Here is a 16,356-nt window from a genome sequence, read left to right on the forward strand (position 1 = left end):
CAAGCGTTTGGTGTCTGCCCGGGGGGTCGACGTCTGTGCCACCAGAAGTGTGGTGGTCATACGATCCCCTCAATCGTCGAAAAGTCCCACACACCACCCCCCCCCGCCCGCGGTGAGCCCGGGCGGGCCGCGATTGGTTGTCGTACTTACTTGACCTCGTATACCCAGATTAGCGATGTGGTGAGTTCACCCTTCGGTGTCCACGAGTACTTGCGGGCAAGACCTGTGCCGTTGTACTTGCTGATGTACTCGAGCAACTTGGGACGGGTGTTGTTGCCCTCTTCGATGCCCTTCATCATGATCGCCGCGATGTCGTACGCCTCGACCGAGTACACGCCCGGCGGCTGGTTGAACGCTGCCTTGTAGTCCGAAGCGAACTTGTCGGGAGCGGGACCACACGGGCACGAGAGCAGCGCGCCCTTGGCAGAATCGCCGGCCTGCGCGGTGAACTGCGGATCGTTCGCACCATCACCCGAGACGAACAGAACATTCGAGTCAGCCGACTTGAGCTGCTGCGCGAGCGGCGCGGCCTCCGCGTAGTAGCCCGCGTAGAAGACCGCATCCGGCTGTGCCGCAGTGACTTTCGAGATGATGGCGGAGAAGTCGCGCTCACCCTTCTTGACGTCACCCGAGCAGTCGGCGTCCGCGGCGGAGCCGAGTGCGCCGGTAACGGCCTTCGCCAAGCCCGCGCCGTAGTCTGTGTCGTCCTTGATGACGCAGACCTTCTTCTTGCCCTTTGCCCCGGTCAGGTACTTCGCGACGGCGGGGCCCTGAATGTCGTCGTTGGCGAGGCCGCGGTAGAAGGTCTTCCAACCATTGTCGGTGAGTGTCGGGTTGGTGGCCGAAGCGGTCACCGAGACGAGTCCTGCCTGGTTGAAGATGCCGCCGGTCGCCTTGGTCTCACCGGAGAACGCGGGACCGATCAATCCGATGATCGAGTCGTCGTTGGTGATGGTCGGTGCAACCTGTGTTGCCTTCTGCGGGTCACCTTCGGTGTCGAAACGCTTGAGGGTGATCTTGCAGTCGGGGTTGGCCTTGTTGTGCTGGTCGACGGCGAGCTGCGCACCGTCGACGATGTTGATACCGAGCGCCGCGTCAGCCCCGGTCAGTGCACCCGCCATTGCGATGGTCGCCGGGTCGCATTTCTGTCCACTCGGCGATGCCGGATCGAGAGCTTCCGCATCCGACGCCTTCGGCTGTTCCTTGCCCTCCGTATCGATCTGGGCGAGAGCCGAAATGGTGAGCCCCGACCCCGCTGATGCCGACCCACTCGATGACGAATCCGAGTCGGTGGACTTACTGCTACATGCCGAAACGGCGAGCACAGCGGCCAGCGTCGCCCCTAGCGCTGCGGTCGTCACGCGACGATGCATCTTTACTACCTCTCGTCCAGCCACCCGACCCCCTGTGGCCGGGAGGTCTACTGAGGAGACCTTGAGAAAACATAGACCGAGATACGAGATCGCGTGCGGCAATGAAAGAGAAATCCGCTAGTCACCGTCGACGCGTTTTCACAGATTTAACGCGGCCGACTTGAGGGTCAGTCTGTGGGTCCCAACGTTTCGACGACGACCTGCGCGACGGCCTTCATCGTGGTACGGCGATCCATCGCCGCGCGCTGAATCCACTTGAACGCCTCTGGTTCTGACAATGACTGCTTCTCCATGAGCAAACCCTTCGCGCGCTCGACCAGTTTTCGCGTTTCGAGTCGGTCCTGCATTGTCGCAACTTCTTTTTCGAGCATCTTCAGTTCGTGATAGCGACTTACAGCAACCTCCATGGCTGGAACAAGATCGGCTTTGGAGAACGGTTTCACCAAGTACGCCATCGCGCCGGCATCCCGAGCTCTCTCGATGAAGTCGCGCTGACTGAAGGCCGTCAACATCACCACGGGCGCCAACCGCTTCTGTGCGATCTCGGTGGCGGCGTCGATCCCGTCGCGCACCGGCATCTTGATATCCATGATGACGAGATCAGGCGAGAGCTTCTCGGTGAGATCGACAGCCGCCTGCCCGTTGGGCGCCTCGCCCACCACGTCGTAGCCCTCCTCGCGCAGCATCTCGATGAGGTCCATCCGGATCAGCGAGTCGTCCTCGGCGACGAGCACCTTGTGTGCAGTCTGCTTGTCCTCGGCCTGGGCCGGAACATTCTCAACCACAGTCACCAATCCCTCCTCCACGTCGAGTTGACCAGAGCGGTCACAACCGGCCGCATCCACACGCTCACGGCCAGCACCAATGCTCCGAAGAGTACCGGCTCACGCGGCTTCCGGCCGATCATCTACAGTTGTCTGTTGCAGCCGCTCGCGGCGGCAGATGCCCTCGTAGCCCAATTGGCAGAGGCAACGGATTCAAAACCCGTCCAGTGTGAGTTCGAGTCTCACCGAGGGCACCACGAAACCCCTGTTCATCAGGGGTTTATTCGTTTCTATGGCTGGTCTCATTGTTGTGCAGCAGCATCCGGCGCCTTAGCCGCTGTCTGATCCAGATCCTCCAGAAGCTGATTGAGACGGGACGCGGCCACGATCGCTTCGCCGCGGGAACTGTCCGGCTCCACGTTCAGCCTGGCGAGCAGTGCGATGACGGGGATGTGGGCGGGGTCGACCGCCGACTCCCCTTCGCCACCGAGGACCGCGCGAGTCACCCTGGCCCGCTCCCGGATTCGGTCCAGTGCCGCATGGACGTCGGTGGCGTCGGTGATCTGATGCTGCTCGCCCACAGTGGTGAGTCCAGTGGCAACGCAGGCGAGGGCGCCGTCCAGGGCGTCGAAGTACTTGGCGATGGAATCGATGAGCATGGGCCGCGAATTGATTGAGAGAATCAAGTAGGCGCACACCACCCCGATCAGGGAGCCCGCCACCGTCTCCTCGATGCGAACGACGAGCAGCCGCATGTCGAAGACACCCAGCAGATCGAACAGTGCAGCGATCATCACGGTGATGAACACCACCAGGTAGGTGTATCGGACCGAGCCGAAGCAACTTGCGAGGAAGACGCAGAGCACGCCGAGGATCAGTTCGGGGATCACGTGATGGTTCACGGCCACCACCACGAGCGCCCCGATCACGACTCCCAGCACAGTGCCGACGATCCGGTCCATCGCGCGAGTCAGCACAGCGGCGCGCGTGCTGGCCTTCATGAAGACGATGAACGCGGTCAGACGGCCCAGTACCAGCGCGAAGCAGCAATCATCTCGCCTACGACGGAAGCCAGTGCGGTGGCGAACATCACCTGAACAGCCAGCCGCGACGTGGGCTCCCAGTCGCGCCAGGGCTGCAGTTTCCAGGGCTGCAGTTTCCATGGCGGTGGCGAGATCCCGAGGGAGGCCAACCCGGGACGTCGCAGGTGGTGCTCCCGATGGACGTCGGCGGGGTCGGTAGGGGGAACCAAGTCCGGTTCGCCAGTCGAAACGATGAGTTCATTCAGCGCATGCCACATACGTACGCAGCGCGAGATCTCCAGGGTGACCAGTCCGCCCGCCTCGCGGATGTCGACGATGGCCTCGATTCGTTTTGCCCGACGTGCCGCGGCGCGGCTTGCTTCGACGTCGATGTCCTTGGCCAGCACGGTGTGCAGATCGGTGATCGCGGCGTCGAGCAATGCGTTTCGTGGGAGTACGCCGTCGTCTGTCGGCGACGCGTTGTCGAAGCGGTCGGCAACGAGCTGATTGCACACCTGCTCCACCGAGATCTGTGCATCCACCACCAGGTCGGCAAGAGTCTCTGGTTCGCAATCCAGATGACGATGCGTGTCGAACCGTGACTGCCAGTTGTTGATCGCGAGCGACATTCCACCGAGCCGGGCGAGGTCGCGCTCGATATGCGGGCGAACGGACCGGCTGGTGGCGCGCTGTGCGGCGAGCAGGGCGGTGTCGGCCGCGCTGCGACACTCCCTGAGCAGCAACGCGATCTGACGCTGCGGCCGCTCACGAAGCGCCACCACACGCAGAAGTATCCCGGCGCACACGGTGAGGGCGATCACCGGCCACAGGACGGGCAGCTGGCTCTGGTCCAGGCGTAGCAACAGAGTGAGGAAGTACGGAAAGAAGGCTGCGAATCCCAGCGCTCCACCCCGTGGACCGAATCGTCGAACCCACACCGCGAGGCCTGACACCGCGACGAAAGCCACAACCGCCGCGAAACGGTACGGCTCGAGCAGCGCGGCAAGCGTCGCAAAAAACAGCGCGACGATGAGTTGAAGACACGCGGTCACAAGTCGCGCCCGGGGAGTGGGGTCCTTGGTCGAGACGTGGCCGAGGAAACTCACGTATCCGCCGATGCCGTACTCCTCGAGCACGCGTCGACCAATACTCGCGAGAACCTGGAGAATTCGCTACGGCTGTTGGCCGAACGGGGAATCAGCTCCACCCAGATGGTCGTCGTCACGAACAATTCCACGTGCGCGCAGCGCATCGCTGAGCCGAGAGTTGGGCATTCCGGGGGCGATCGTCGTCGGTTCACCCACCGCCTGGTATTACCTCCCGTCAGGCTTCCTCCGGGAGTTCGCCGCAACCGTGGTGCATTACCGCAGACAGAATCTGATCATCTGTGCCGCCATTTCCGGGTTGTGGTTGGCCGCGGCGGCGGTTGCACTGATCATCAGCGCGCGCGAGGAATTCGCCGACGACCAGCCGGTGCCACCCGCCGCGCTGGAATTCGTACACAGCTTCGACAGACTCGCGGCCCGAGGTGCGTTAACACCCGACGAAAGCGACTTTTCCGACGGTCGTGCCGTAGCCTCGCACATGTGACCCACAACACGGCGACGCTCTAGATGTCCGATTCTTCCCCGGACTCCTACCGGATCAGTCGGCGTCAGTTGTTGGGTGCGTCTGGTCTCGCCACGGTGGTTCTCGCGTTGTCGCGCACACCTGCGGCACGCGCCGCGCCGTCCCCGCCCGACGGCTATCTCGACATGCCGCCCATCGCAAGACAGGTACTCGGGGGGCTGCGCATATCGTCGCGCGACGCGCTCCGTGGCGTATCGGTCATGGTGATGCCGGGTGACGACCGATACTCGAAGCAGCAGGGCGTCACCGGCCGCGGCCCCGGCGCGATGTCTGACGGCGCCGCCGACGAGTTCGTCGGTCTGGTCGACCGTTTCCTGCCGCAAGGGGACGAGCTTCTCCGGCCACTGGCGGTGGCTCTCTCGGTGACGCTCACCGACCTGGCCGTCACACCGATGCGGCTTCCCGACGACCAGGTGGCCTCGGCGGTCGACCGCGCGCTCGGCGTCAGCGACAACGACCGCACCTTCCCGTTGTCCCTGATCGCCGGACTGGTCATGGATGTCGCAGCGCTACTCGTCGGCGCACCGCTTGCAGGTCCGTTTGCCTCACCCTTCGCCAACGCCGATTTTCACACGAAAGCCCGTGCCTTCCAGTTGGTCGAACAACCTGCTGCCGATCTACTCGCCGTCTTCGACAACGCGCTGCCGCAACCGCTTCGCGGGTCAGGTGCGGGCCTGTTGCGCTTCGTCGGGGGGATCCTGCTCGACGGTTCCGCGTTCACCGTGTGGAGCGAGCATCGGCTCTACGACTACACCTCGCGACGTCTGTCTCGGCGTCCCGTCAGTTGGAACATCACCGGATACCGGCCCGACGGACTGGTCGACGGCAACGACGATTTTATCGGCTATTACAAGGGATTCGAGGAGTTCTGAGTGCGTGACGTCATTGTGATCGGCGCTGGTGGGGGCGGCCCGGTGGTCGCTGCCGAACTCGCCGGACAGGGCCTCGACGTGTTGCTGCTCGAGGGTGGTCCGCGCCATGCGAACCCCGCCAAACAGTGGTCGCATCTCGAGTTCGACGCCAATGGCCCGACGGCTGGTTTCCTCCGCTTCGGACCGGGCGACCGGTCCACACCGTACTGGCATCGCGAGTGGGCACAGAACAGCTTCGTCTGGGAATTGGGTGGTGTGGGCGGCACCACTCAGCACTTCTTCGGTAACAGTCCACGGCCGTATCCCGATGTGTTCGCCGGCTACCGCGGTGCCGACGCCGCCTTGTACGACACCGCCCATCGCTTCCCCTTCACCTACCGCGAACTCGTTCCGTATCTCGAGTGGGTGGAAGCGACCTTGCCGGTCAAGCCTGCCCCGATGGGGACCAAGGAGGCGGTCTTCTTCCGAGGCTGCGAAGGCTTGGGGTTGCCGCTGCAACGATCACGGGACACGACTCGCGCAGCCTTTCGGCCGCAGCCGAACTGTATTTTGCACCCAACCGGAAATGCCGGCCGCACAACAGATTCCAACCTTCTCGTCTACCCGCAGGCGACTGGTTGCACATTCTGTGGCCACTGTTTTCAGGGCTGCTACCAACCAGCCCGCGCACCCCGGAACCTCTTCGCCCGCCGATCCACCGACAACAGTTACGTTCCGCTTGGCCTCGCCGCCGATGCGGTTCGCCGGGGCGGCAAGCCCATGGAGCTGCGTGCGGAGTCATTCGTCGAGCAGATTCACACAGAGGAGCGCCGCGGACGTGTCCGCGCCACCGGAGTGACATGGCGAGACAACGTCACTGGCGTGCGACATCGTGAAGACGCGGAGGTCGTGGTGATGGCCGGTGGTGCCACCGAGAGCCCGCGGCTGTGGTTCAACAGTGGATTGCCGAACCCGAACGGCTGGGTGGGTCGCGGACACACGGACCACTGGTTCGACTGGGTGGTGGGCCTTTTCGATGAGGACACCGGCAACACGCGGGGTGCCAATTCTTGTGCACGGGTCGAGTTCCCCGGATATGGATGCTTGGAGAACTCCGGCGTCACCCCGGCGATCCAGGCATTCACGATGACGTTGTCCAACAGCGGTATTCGCGGCCAGTACACCAACGGCCGTGGGATGCGGGGCGCGTGGGACGGCCCCACTGGACGACTGGCCGGCGACGAACTCCGCGACTTCATGGCCCACGGAATCGATCGGATGCTGAACGTCCTGTGTATCACCGACGACCACGTCGAGCCCGATTGTCGAATAGTGCCTTCACTTTTCCCGGCCGACTCCCACGGCGCTGTCGCGAAAGTCGACATCGACATTCGCAAACGGTCGGCTCCGACCCGGCGCAACCGCGAGTACATCACGACGAAGGCGGCGCAACTCCTACGGAAAGCCGGTGCACGAAAGGTGTATCGGCTGGACTGGGCTCCCCTGCTCCTCCACGTGCACTCGTCGATGCGCATGGGCGAGTCTGCCCGCAACTCCGTGACCCGCCCCAGCGGTGAGGCGCGATTCGTCGACCGGGTATTCATCGCGGACAACTCCGTTCTCGCCAACTCTCTCGGCGGACCCAACCCCACCCTGACCACCCAGGCGCTCGCCACTCGAACCGCGGAGAAGATCATGGCTACCTACTTCGGAGGCGACCCTTGGGTAGCCACTGGCGAACCGATCGCGACCACCGACGACCGGATCACGAAGCGGATGATCGAACTCGGGCTCTGACCCCTACTGCTCTGTCTCGATCAAGGCGGGCGTCTCGATCAAGGCGGGCGTCTCGATCAAGGCGGGCGTCTCGATCGAGGCGGGCGTCGCGGCCAGGTCGGCAAACACCTCGACGTTGTGCGCCAGCAGACCTGGGCCGCGCGCACGATTCATGACACCCTCCACCGTGTTTGAACTGCAGGAACACTCGAATCTGAACCTTGTCCGGCAAACACGACATGTCGCCCAAGCCGCACGTCTGATAGTCTCGCCGTGTCCATTCCGATATCAAAGCGTTACCAACCCCAGAGCGGACGTATAGCAGTGCCTCACCACCGATTGACCGACCGTGACTCGATCCCGAACGCGACGCGTGCGGTCTTTGACTCGCCACCTCGCGCCAGCCGTGGTCAGCACCGCGCAGCTTCCAACAATGCGCACACCCTCAAGCTGAAGACCGCGACCGTCGCCGCGATCACCGGAGTGATCGGCCTCGGTTCCGTTGGCGCAGCGCAGGCTGCCGCAAAGCCGGCTCCCAAGCCCGCAGCACCAACCGTGGCGTTGCCGGAGAACATCAAGCTGCCGGAGAACATCAAGCTTCCACCCCAGCTAGAGGAACTCACCCGCAACGCGTTGCCCCCGAATGCACAGGTCCCAGGCAAGAAGCGTGCCGTTGCACCCACCTCCGGCACCGTGACCTCCGGGTACGGCTCACGGTGGGGGTCGCATCACTACGGCGTCGACATTGCCAACCGCGTCGGCACGCCGATCCACGCCGTCACCGACGGCACCGTCCTCGAATCGGGGCCGGCGTCGGGCTTCGGGATGTGGGTTCGTGTTCGCCAGGACGACGGCACGACCGGCGTCTACGGACACGTGAACGAGAGCTTCGTCAAGGCGGGCCAGAAGGTCCACGTCGGCCAGACGATCGCCACCGTCGGCAACCGTGGACAGTCCACCGGACCCCACCTGCATTACGAGGTCTGGGACAAGAGCGGACAAAAGATCAACCCACAGGTGTGGCTGGCATCGCGCGGAGTAAACCCCTGACTTGCCGGAGCAGTATTCTCGACGATGTGCGCAGATCGGCGCACATCGTCGCAGCCCCCTGGAGATTGCCATGGGATTCGTCTTCTTCACACTGCTCGTCGTTGCCGGCGTGATTGGGCTCATCTACAAGCTCAAGCACGACAAGCCACAGGATCACGACGGGATGATCAGCTACGACGGAACGGGATCGAACCCTTCAAATTCGTGCAACGACTGATCACTTCGCGGGCGCACACTCTGCACCTGAGATGAGTCCCGAGGCACCTGAGATGAGCCGTTAGACGTGATCACTTTCCGACCGCGGCCGGGTCTTCGCTGCCCAACTCGGCGCCGGGTACTGTCGGAAGTCGTTGAGCGACAACAAGTCCGAGCAGCGCCAAGAAGGCGGCCAGCAGGATAGCCATCTTGATTGCCTCCAGCTGCGCGTCGACGTAGTCGTCGACAAGTGTCGACACCTCGCCGGCAGGGATACCGTGCTCCTGAGCGACCACCTCGAGCTGGTCTCGACCCAGGATTTCGACGCCGTTCGACGTCGCGTCGCTGATCTGACTCTTTGTCTGCGCCGAAATCGTCGAGTCTGCCTGAGCTGCCGTGTTGAAACCTGAACTCAGCGCGGCAACAAGTAGCGCACCGAGCAGCGCTACGCCCACCGATGTCCCGATGTTCTGGGCCGTGCCCTGCAATCCGCCCGCCTCACCACGATCACGATTGCCCACCGACGACATGATCACATTGCCGAGTTGTGCTGCTATGAAACCGAATCCGGCACCGAAGATAGCCATGCCGACGGCGAACACAACACTGTTGAGCTCGGGGTCGATGGTGGTCACCAGAAGTACACAACCGACGATCACGAGTACCAGACCGATTCTGACCATCCGCCGCGGCGACTGCGTCGCAGCCAGTTTCGGGCTCGCGAATGCCGCGATCAACATGGCCACCGACATGGGTGCGAGCTTCACTCCCGTCTCGAACGCGTTCATCTGCAGTGCGTACTGCAGGTAGATCGGAATGATGAAGAACATCCCGCCGATGATGGTCTGCTGCGCGAGCAGCATGATCAATCCGTTGCGCAGCTGCAGTTTTCGAAGCAACGCGGGGTGAAGGAGCGGCGTGCCGCCGCGTTCGATGACACGACGCTCCCAGGACACAAGACCGATGAGCACAAAGACGCCGAGCGCAATCATGAACGGCACCACCGAGAAACCGAACGGTGTCACTCTCACGTCGCCGATCGTCAGTGCGCCTCGCGGCCTGATGAAGCCCCAGGTGCCTGCCTGCAGCAGCGCGATCACGATGAGCCCGAGTCCCGCTACCGACAACGCGGTTCCGACCCAGTCCATCCCCCCGGGCTCAGCCTTCTCGTCGTCGGCGATGGCACGCACCGCAAGCACGACGAGGATGCACACGACGGTCTCCGCGGCGAACACCACCCGCCAGGTGAGTGCTTCGGTCACCCATCCGCCGATCAACGGACCGGCCGCCGCGCCGGCTGCGGCGATACCACCGAGTGCGCTGTAGGCCGTCGCGCGATCGCGACCCGAATAGTTCGACGCCGTCAACGAGATGATCGCAGGCATCACCATGACCGCGCCGGCTCCCTCGACAAAGGACCATCCGAACAACAGCATGCCGATGTTCTGGCTGAATGCTGTGATCAGCGAACCGATTCCGTACACGATGAGCCCGATGGCGAAAACCTTCCGCCTGCCGAACATATCGCCGAGGCGACCGCCGAAGAGCATGAACGATCCCATGACCAGGGTGTACAGCGTGATCGCGAGCTGGACCTGAGTCAACGTCGTGCCGAGGTCGGCGACGACCTGCGACACCGACACGTTCATGACCGTGGTGTCGAGCACCATGATGAACTGTGCAGCGCTGAGTATGAGGAGGACCCTCCACCGTCGCATGGCAGCACGATACGCGGAACACCCTGGCCGCACGCGGTTTCTGCCCGGCAGCGGAGGCAAACTCTACTGATCGGTCGACAGCCACGAACTCAGGCCGCGCCGAGTACCGACAGCGAGTACCCCTCGATGAGGGTGGCCAGACTGGACACCGTTAGATTTGGCCTCAGCACGGCTAACCATTGAGGAGACGCCCACCGGCGGCGGAACAGTCGCGAGCAACGTCACGTCAGCCGAGTTGAGCCCACACGAGGTAGCCACGATGAATCCCCACCGACTGACCGTGAACTGCTCGATGCTGTTCACTGACCTTCCGCTGCTGCGTCGACCGCAGGCTGCGCGAGATGCGGGCTTCGACGCCGTCGAATTCTGGTGGCCATTCGACGACGCCGTCCCTGCCGATCGAGAGGTCGACGAGTTCGTGACGGCAATCGACGACGCCGGGGTACGTCTCACCCACCTGAACCTCGCCGCGGGTGACCTCGCGGCGGGCGAGCGCGGGCTGCTGTCGCATCCGCCCAGGACAAGCGAGTTCGTCGACAGCGTCGACGTTGCGGTCGGCATCGGCGCACGACTGCGCACCGTGGGTTTCAATGCGCTCTACGGCAACCGCATGGCAGGACTCGATGTGGCCGAACAAGGCTCACTGGCAGTCGACAACCTTGCCGTCGCGGCTCGTGCCGCTGCGACGATCGGCGCACAGATCCTCCTCGAACCACTCAGCGCGATCCCGGACTATCCGCTCCGCCTCGCCGACGATGCGCTCGCAGTGTCCGACGCCGTTCGACGCGAGCACAGGATGGACAACGTCGCACTCCTCGCCGATCTGTATCACCTGTCGACGAATGGCGACGATCTCGACCACGTGCTCTCGCGCCACACCGGCCGGATCGGCCATGTGCAGATCGCCGACACCCCTGGCCGTGGCGAACCAGGCACGGGCACAATGGAGTTCGCGCGATATCTGGACACGCTCGACGAAGCCGGATACCAGGGATGGATCAGTCTCGAGTATCGACAGACACTGGCCGACCCGTTCGCGTGGCTCGGGTCTTTCACCAACGGCGCACACTGAGACACGGCATTCATATCACCGCACCACGGAGGAGCACCCTCATGGCAACCATCGCGTTCATCGGACTCGGCGTGATGGGCAGTCCAATGTCGATCAATACGGTTCGCGCCGGGCATCGCGTCGTCGGCTTCAACCGCACAGCGTCGAAGGCCGCGGCACTCATCGACGCCGGTGGAACCGCGGCACAGTCCATAGCGGAAGCGGTCGCCGATGCCGACATCGTTGCCACCGTGCTCCCCGACTCCCCCGATGTCGAGCACGCGCTGACTGGGCCCGATGGCGTTTTCACGCATGCCCTGCCGGGCACGGTCATCGTCGACTTCTCGACCATCAGACCCGACGTCGCGGTCCGGTTGTCCGACGAGGCCTCCGCCAGCGGCTACTCGTTCCCCGACGCACCGGTGTCGGGCGGCGAAGAAGGCGCGGTCAATGCGACTCTGTCGATCATGGCCGGCGGCTCGGAGGAGGCATTCGATGCCGCATCACCACTGTTTCATGCTGTCGGTTCGACCGTCGTACTCGTAGGGCCAAGCGGCAGTGGACAATTGGTCAAAGCGGCCAACCAACTGATCGTGGCCGCCAATATCGCCGCACTCGCCGAGGCACTCGTCTACCTTGAGGCCAACGGGGTACAGACCACCGCAGCGGTCGACGTCCTCGGCGGAGGACTCGCGGGGTCGACTGTGCTCGACCACAAGGCACACCGGATGATCGACAGAGACTTCACACCGGGAGCACGAATCGACCTGCACCACAAGGATCTCGGGATCGTCACCGCTTCCGCTCGTGAGGCAGGATTGGCTCTTCCGATCGGCTCCCTCGTCGCGACGCTCATGGCGTCGGCGCGGGCCAACGGCGACGGCAACCTCGATCACGCCGCGCTGTTTCGGACGGTCGAGCGACTGTCGGGCAGGCTCGACCAGCCGTAATGGTCTAGCCCGCGCTGCTGCCCCGCCCTGCTGTCCCCCGCCCGGCTGCAGAGTGCCGCGTTCGAGGCCGAGCTCGTTCTCCATCGCGCGCCGAACGAGACGTCCCCTGTCGGGAGCGCCCGCGTAGTGCACCAGTGCGTGCGAGTTGACGCCGTCGATCATTCCGAGGAATTGCCACGCGACGTCGGCCGCATCGTCGGTGACGAACTCACCCGCGTCGACACCCTCGATGATGAGTTCGGACACCAGTGACTGCCAACGACCCATCACCTCCCGAACTGCTGCGGCGAGAGGGTGATTCATCCTGCCGAGGCTGAAGGCGTCGGCCCAGACAATCGTGACGTCGTCGCGGCCAGGCTCGGTCAGCGTCGTAATCAAGTTCCTCAGCTTCGACGTCGCGTTCGGATCGTCGGCAATGAGTTCGGTGATCTCGTCGACCTCGGCGCTGGTGATTGCCTCGAATGTCGACGCGACGAGCTCGTCCATACTCGGCTCGTAATGCGCGACGAGCGCAGGCGCAACGCCTGCCTGTGCGCCGACAGACCTCAACGTCAGCCCCGGAAGCCCATCGACACGAGCGACCTGACACGCGGCGGAGCGGATTTCGTCGGCCCGTTCCTCAGGCGACTTGCGGGGTGCGCGCGTCCGACTCTTCGAGACCATCACTCAGCGATCATCGTGCCTGGCCATCATGGAGTCAACCGCTATTGATCGCAGGATCAATAATTTGCACGTCCCACTTGACGACCCGACTCGCACCCTTTACCGTTCTAGTTATTGATTGCTCGATCAATAACGAAAGGCTCTGATATGTCCTGGACAATGCCCGCCGAGACGGCCCCCCACGAGCGTGTGTGGATGGCGTTTCCACGGACCAACACCACCCTCGCCGAGAGCGCGGCCGACGCCGAGACCGCGTACGCCGCGTGGAGCGAGGTTGCCAACACGGTCGCGCAGTTCGAGAAGGTCATCATGGTCGTCGACCCGACCGAGACGACGCGTGCGCGCGCCCAGCTCTCGGAGGAGATCGAGATCGTCGAAGCACCGCTCGACGACTCGTGGATGCGCGACATCGGACCAACCTTCGTCATCGACGACGCCGGCCAACTCGGCGCTGTCACATGGACGTTCAACGGCTGGGGCGCACAAGAGTGGGCCGAGTGGACCAACGATCGTCAGATCGGGCGCGTGGTCGCGGGCCGGGCAGGTGTCCCCGTTTTCAGCTCGATGCTCGTCCAGGAGGGTGGCGCCATCCACGTCGACGGCGAGGGCACCGTACTCGTCACCGAGACCGTCCAACTCGACCCACACCGAAACCCCTACGCCACGCGCGAGACGATCGAAGCCGAGCTCGAGCGCACGATCGGCGCACGGAAGGTCATCTGGCTCCCCCGCGGTCTGACCCGCGACTACGAGCGGTTCGGCACACGCGGTCATGTCGACATGGTCGCGACGATCCCCTCCCCCGGAACGCTGCTGCTGCACCACCAGCCGAATCCCGACCATCCCGACCACGCAGTCACCAAGGGCTTGCGCGAGTTCTTCGAAGGCACCACCGACGCAGCCGGACGATCGTGGCACATCGTCGATCTGCCCGCTCCTGACACGATCCGGGACTCCGAGGGCTTCGTCGACTACAGCTACATCAATCACCTCGTAGTCAACGGTGGTGTCGTCGCTTGTGGTTACGGTGAACCGGAGGCCGACGCGCGCGCGGCCGAGATCCTGGCGTCGGTCTACCCCGGCCGGCGCGTGGTGACCATCGACGCGCGCGAAATCCTGGCACGCGGTGGTGGAATCCACTGCATCACCCAGCAACAACCGGCCGTCGGCGTTTTGTCATGACCTCCTCGGCGCAGACCCCACCACTGGTGGAGGCATCGATAGCCGAGCTGAGTGCCGCGCTGGAATCAGGCGCGGTCAGCAGCGTCGAACTCGTCTGCGGGTATCTGAATCGCATCGGTCGATACGATCGACATGGGTTGACGCTCAACGCGATTCCCGTCCTCAACCCGACGATGTTCGACGAAGCGCGTGCATCGGACGAACGCCGTGCCCGTGGTGAGGCGTACGGGCCGTTCGACGGCATCCCGTACACCGCGAAGGACAGTTACCGGGTGAAGGGCCTCACCGTGGCGTCGGGGTCGCCGGCGTTCGCACATCTCGTCGCGGGCTCAGACGCGTTCGCCGTCGAACGTCTGCGAACTGCCGGAGCCATTTGCCTCGGCCTCACCAACATGCCTCCGATGGCCAATGGCGGTATGCAGCGGGGCGTTTACGGGAGGGCCGAGAGTCCTTACAACAGTAGCTATCTCGCGGCCGCGTACCTGTCCGGCTCGTCGAACGGTTCCGGTGCGTCGACTGCTGCGAGCCTGGCGGCTTTCGGCCTCGGCGAGGAGACGTGGTCGAGTGGCCGCTCCCCCGCGTCGAACAACGCGCTCGTCGCGTACACGCCGTCGCGCGGTGTGATCTCGGTGCGTGGCAACTGGCCGTTGACGCCGACAATGGATGTCGTTGTGCCACATACACGTACGGTCGACGACATGCTCGCACTGCTCGATGTTCTCGTCGCCGATGACGCGGACACCCGAGGCGATTTCTGGCGCACGCAGCCGTGGGTGGAGTTGCCCGCGGCGTCGTCGGTGCGGCCAGAGTCGTATCTGGACCTCCGCGATGACAATGCCCTGCGGGGCAAGCGTTTCGGCATACCCCGAGTCATCTTGGGCGACGACCCCGACGCAGGCTGGCCGATCACACCACGACCCTCGGTCATCGAGCTGTGGAACCGCGCGCGGGAAGACCTGGAGGCAGCGGGCGCCGAAGTGGTCGACGTCGACTTCCCCGCCCTGACCAACTACGAACTCGACCGACCCGACGCCCGCGACGGCTATGCCCGCGGAATCCTGCCGGAGGGATTCTTCGACGCCGAGATGTGGGACCTCACCGTCTGGTCGTGGAACGACTTCTTGCAGGCCAACGGCGACCCCGCACTGAACCGCCTCGCCGACGTCGACGGGTCGTTGATCTTCCCGCTGCCCGACGGCGCGATTCCCGATGAGCTGCACGGGTATTACGCGCGGTACAACCTGGACATCAGCGAGTACCCAGAGCGCGCCGCACGCGGAATCCCAACGCTCGAGGAGATTCCGGATCTGGCCGAGGGCGTCCGCGGGCTCGAGGAACTGCGTCGTGTCGACTTGGAGGAGTGGCTCGACGAACTCGGCCTCGACGCGCTGGTGTTCCCTTCTGCGCTCGACGTCGGACCTGCAGACGCCGACATCAATGCGGCATCGCACGAACGTGCCATGGCAAACGGGGTATGGGTGTCGACCGGCAACACCATGATCCGTCACTACGGCATTCCGACTGTCAACGTCACGATGGGCGCGATGAGTGACATCGGAATGCCCGTGAACCTGACATTCGCCGGGCGCGCCTACGACGACAACGCACTTCTCGCCTACGGCTGGGCCTACGAGCACGCCTCTCGACGCCGCACCGCTCCGCCGTCGACGCCGGAGCTGCCACCGCTGAGACGCCCAGGCGTCGTGTCCGACGGCGACGTCCCCGCGCTCGAACTGACAGCGTCCGCTCGACGCGATGCGCAGGTGGCCGTCATCGAGGTCTCGGGCTCGTCCGACGCCGACCTGCTGCAGGTCTTCGTCGACGGAGATGCTGTTCCGGTCGACCGCGAGGGATCGAGCTTCACAGCCTCGATCGAGATTCCCGCGGCTGAGCTCACGCGACAACACTCCGCGTGGCGCATCCCGTACGGCGCACTCGTGACGGCGATCGCGACGTCATCGAACGGCGCTGCCAACGCCGAATATGTGACCGTGGACGGCATCTGACCACACTCCGTCTATCCGGACGCTATTCGAACCTGCCTCGAGCAACCACGTCTGCCCCGCCACCGGGGTGTGGTGGCGGGGTGTAGACGGGTTGCGGCACAACCGGATTCGACGACTCGCCCAGTT

15 protein-coding genes, 1 tRNA gene and 1 pseudogene are annotated in these 16,356 nt (G+C 64.0%); 10 read left to right on the forward strand and 7 right to left on the reverse strand.

The annotated features are described in order from the left end of the window. Positions 1-146: 146 nt before the first annotated feature. Both A5766_RS07040 and A5766_RS07045 read right to left on the reverse strand, forming a co-directional pair. Positions 147-1,373, reverse strand: coding sequence for a branched-chain amino acid ABC transporter substrate-binding protein (locus A5766_RS07040; RefSeq protein ID WP_005208747.1), 1,227 nt, complete (start codon positions 1,371-1,373; stop codon positions 147-149). A gap of 167 nt (positions 1,374-1,540) precedes the next feature. Further along, a complete protein-coding gene (locus A5766_RS07045; protein WP_005208748.1) occupies positions 1,541-2,164 on the reverse strand; it encodes an ANTAR domain-containing response regulator in 624 nt (207 codons plus the stop codon). Between the two features lie 153 nt (positions 2,165-2,317). Between A5766_RS07045 and A5766_RS07050 the strand changes: the two genes are divergently transcribed. Beyond that, positions 2,318-2,394: transfer RNA gene (locus A5766_RS07050), tRNA-Leu, on the forward strand. Between the two features lie 45 nt (positions 2,395-2,439). Here A5766_RS07050 and A5766_RS07055 read toward each other — a convergent pair. Both A5766_RS07055 and A5766_RS24655 read right to left on the reverse strand, forming a co-directional pair. Beyond that, positions 2,440-3,270 carry an FUSC family protein gene (locus A5766_RS07055; protein ID WP_267625577.1) on the reverse strand — a complete coding sequence of 277 codons (831 nt, stop codon included), beginning with the start codon at positions 3,268-3,270 and terminating at the stop codon, positions 2,440-2,442. Continuing rightward, complete coding sequence (locus tag A5766_RS24655; RefSeq protein ID WP_005208794.1) at positions 3,156-4,295, reverse strand: hypothetical protein; 1,140 nt, start codon at positions 4,293-4,295, stop codon at positions 3,156-3,158. The genes A5766_RS07055 and A5766_RS24655 overlap by 115 nt, the downstream gene beginning before the upstream one ends. On the opposite strand from A5766_RS24655, the gene A5766_RS25510 reads away from it, so the two are divergent. The 3 genes from A5766_RS25510 to A5766_RS07075 are packed head-to-tail and all read left to right on the forward strand — an operon-like array spanning position 4,248 to position 7,436. Continuing rightward, the gene (locus A5766_RS25510; protein WP_168431333.1) at positions 4,248-4,772 is read left to right on the forward strand and encodes an ElyC/SanA/YdcF family protein; all 525 of its coding nucleotides are present in this window, start codon (positions 4,248-4,250) and stop codon (positions 4,770-4,772) included. The two genes, A5766_RS24655 and A5766_RS25510, sit on opposite strands and share 48 nt — an antisense overlap. Continuing rightward, positions 4,773-5,660: a hypothetical protein gene (locus tag A5766_RS07070; protein WP_064904033.1), complete on the forward strand. Its 888-nt coding sequence runs from the start codon at positions 4,773-4,775 to the stop codon at positions 5,658-5,660. It abuts the gene before it with no gap. Continuing rightward, positions 5,661-7,436 carry a GMC family oxidoreductase N-terminal domain-containing protein gene (locus tag A5766_RS07075; protein ID WP_064904035.1) on the forward strand — a complete coding sequence of 592 codons (1,776 nt, stop codon included), beginning with the start codon at positions 5,661-5,663 and terminating at the stop codon, positions 7,434-7,436. Positions 7,437-7,439: 3 nt separating this feature from the next. On the opposite strand, the gene A5766_RS24335 is transcribed toward A5766_RS07075, so the two are convergent. Continuing rightward, on the reverse strand, positions 7,440-7,589 hold the full coding sequence (locus tag A5766_RS24335; protein ID WP_156527400.1) for a hypothetical protein: 150 nt from the start codon (positions 7,587-7,589) through the stop codon (positions 7,440-7,442). Between the two features lie 150 nt (positions 7,590-7,739). Between A5766_RS24335 and A5766_RS07080 the strand changes: the two genes are divergently transcribed. After that, the gene (locus A5766_RS07080) at positions 7,740-8,465 is read left to right on the forward strand and encodes a M23 family metallopeptidase (RefSeq protein ID WP_082965471.1); all 726 of its coding nucleotides are present in this window, start codon (positions 7,740-7,742) and stop codon (positions 8,463-8,465) included. Positions 8,466-8,535: 70 nt separating this feature from the next. Further along, positions 8,536-8,682: a hypothetical protein gene (locus A5766_RS24340; RefSeq protein ID WP_156527401.1), complete on the forward strand. Its 147-nt coding sequence runs from the start codon at positions 8,536-8,538 to the stop codon at positions 8,680-8,682. Positions 8,683-8,752: 70 nt separating this feature from the next. On the opposite strand, the gene A5766_RS07085 is transcribed toward A5766_RS24340, so the two are convergent. Further along, entirely contained in the window at positions 8,753-10,378 is a 1,626-nt protein-coding gene (locus A5766_RS07085; protein ID WP_064904037.1) for an MFS transporter, read from the reverse strand. Between the two features lie 259 nt (positions 10,379-10,637). Here A5766_RS07085 and A5766_RS07090 point away from each other — a divergent pair, with 259 nt between their 5' ends. Beyond that, positions 10,638-11,450, forward strand: a complete 813-nt coding sequence (locus A5766_RS07090; RefSeq protein ID WP_064904039.1) for a hydroxypyruvate isomerase family protein — start codon at positions 10,638-10,640, stop codon at positions 11,448-11,450. Between the two features lie 41 nt (positions 11,451-11,491). After that, entirely contained in the window at positions 11,492-12,379 is an 888-nt protein-coding gene (locus A5766_RS07095; RefSeq protein ID WP_064904041.1) for a 2-hydroxy-3-oxopropionate reductase, read from the forward strand. A gap of 153 nt (positions 12,380-12,532) precedes the next feature. Here A5766_RS07095 and A5766_RS25420 read toward each other — a convergent pair. Beyond that, positions 12,533-13,042, reverse strand: a pseudogene (locus A5766_RS25420) (TetR/AcrR family transcriptional regulator); the annotation flags it as partial. Positions 13,043-13,189: 147 nt separating this feature from the next. Between A5766_RS25420 and A5766_RS07100 the strand changes: the two are divergent. Together A5766_RS07100 and A5766_RS07105 are read left to right on the forward strand one after the other, a co-directional pair. Next, positions 13,190-14,224, forward strand: a complete 1,035-nt coding sequence (locus A5766_RS07100; protein WP_064904043.1) for an agmatine deiminase family protein — start codon at positions 13,190-13,192, stop codon at positions 14,222-14,224. Continuing rightward, positions 14,221-16,230 (forward strand): amidase, encoded by a 2,010-nt coding sequence (locus A5766_RS07105; RefSeq protein ID WP_064904045.1) that lies wholly within the window; start codon positions 14,221-14,223, stop codon positions 16,228-16,230. Before A5766_RS07100 ends, A5766_RS07105 begins: the two co-directional genes overlap by 4 nt. Positions 16,231-16,356: the final 126 nt, after the last annotated feature.

Origin of the sequence: Gordonia sp. 852002-51296_SCH5728562-b (assembly GCF_001665475.1) — a bacterium.
GTDB lineage: Bacteria > Actinomycetota > Actinomycetes > Mycobacteriales > Mycobacteriaceae > Gordonia > Gordonia sputi.